2 protein-coding genes are annotated in these 1,045 nt (G+C 65.4%); one reads left to right on the forward strand and one right to left on the reverse strand.

Going from position 1 to position 1,045, the window contains the following annotated elements; all coding sequences use genetic code 11:
- A partial coding sequence (locus tag ACFOMP_RS19820) for a hypothetical protein (RefSeq protein ID WP_379033790.1) occupies nucleotides 1-379 on the reverse strand: 379 nt, incomplete at its 3' end.
- A 44-nt stretch (nucleotides 380-423) separates the two neighbouring features.
- Between ACFOMP_RS19820 and ACFOMP_RS19825 the strand changes: the two genes are divergently transcribed.
- The coding region (locus tag ACFOMP_RS19825; RefSeq protein WP_379033793.1) for a recombinase family protein at nucleotides 424-1,045 on the forward strand (622 nt) is incomplete at its 3' end.

The following is a 1,045-nucleotide window of genomic DNA, read 5'->3' on the forward strand; positions in this document are numbered from 1 at the left end:
GCACGCGCTTTTCGGCCGACAGTTTCGGGTCGAGCGTGTCGACCGACGCAAGTCCGGTCAGTTCTTCCATATCGAGGTGCTGCCTGGGATATTTACGGTCGTGGCCGCATGGATGCTCGATCCGGTAGCCTGCGCGGGCATGAACCTCGGCACACCGCGCGTATCGCTCGCGGCCCTGTCGGATCTCGATGACCTTCTGACTCGGCGCGGTCTTCGGCGAAGCTCTTCCGGTGATGTCATCGCCGGAAAGGAACAGACCGATGCAAGACCTGCCCACCGGGCCGTCGAGCCCCAGGCAACTGCAGATGCAGTTCGACTCGGAGCGGTTGCGCGGAATGAGCCCACGGGAGCGCCAGCAGGTATTGACGCGCCTGGCCATTCTGCTGGCCGAAGCGGCGGGAACGAGCAAGTTGGAGCAAGACGATGATGGACGGTGATCTCCTTCCACCGGCCATCCTGCAGCGCAAGGCGGTGGTCTATGTGCGCCAATCGACCCCGGCCCAGGTGGAGCTCAACACCGAGAGCCGGCGACGGCAATATGAACTGGTCGAGGTCGCGCGTCGTCGTGGTTTCAGGACCGTGGATGTGATCGACGACGATCTCGGCCGCTCCGCCAGCGGCATGGTGGCCCGGCCCGGCTTCGAGAAGCTTGTCGCCGCCTTGTGCGCCGGGGAAGTCGGCGCCGTGCTCTGCTTTGACGCTTCGCGGCTGGCGCGCAACGGCAGGGACTGGCACCACCTGCTCGAACTGTGCGGGCTTGTCGAGGCGCGTGTCATCGACCTCGATGGCATCTACGATCCCTGCCTGCCGAACGACCGCCTGCTGCTCGGCATGAAGGGCAGCATCAGCGAGTTCGAGCTCGGGGTGATCCGGGCGCGCATGCTTGACGCCGCCCGGGCGAAGGCGCGCCGTGGCGAACTTCGGATCAGCGTGCCGATCGGCTATATCTGGCATCGCGAGGTCGGCCTCGGTCTCGATCCTGACTTCCGGCTCCAGCAGGTAATCCGGCTGATCTTCGAGCGGTTTCGCCAGCTCGGCAGCGCAC

Origin of the sequence: Paracoccus simplex, from assembly GCF_042648325.1 — a bacterium.
Classification (GTDB): Bacteria; Pseudomonadota; Alphaproteobacteria; order Rhodobacterales; family Rhodobacteraceae; genus Paracoccus; species Paracoccus simplex.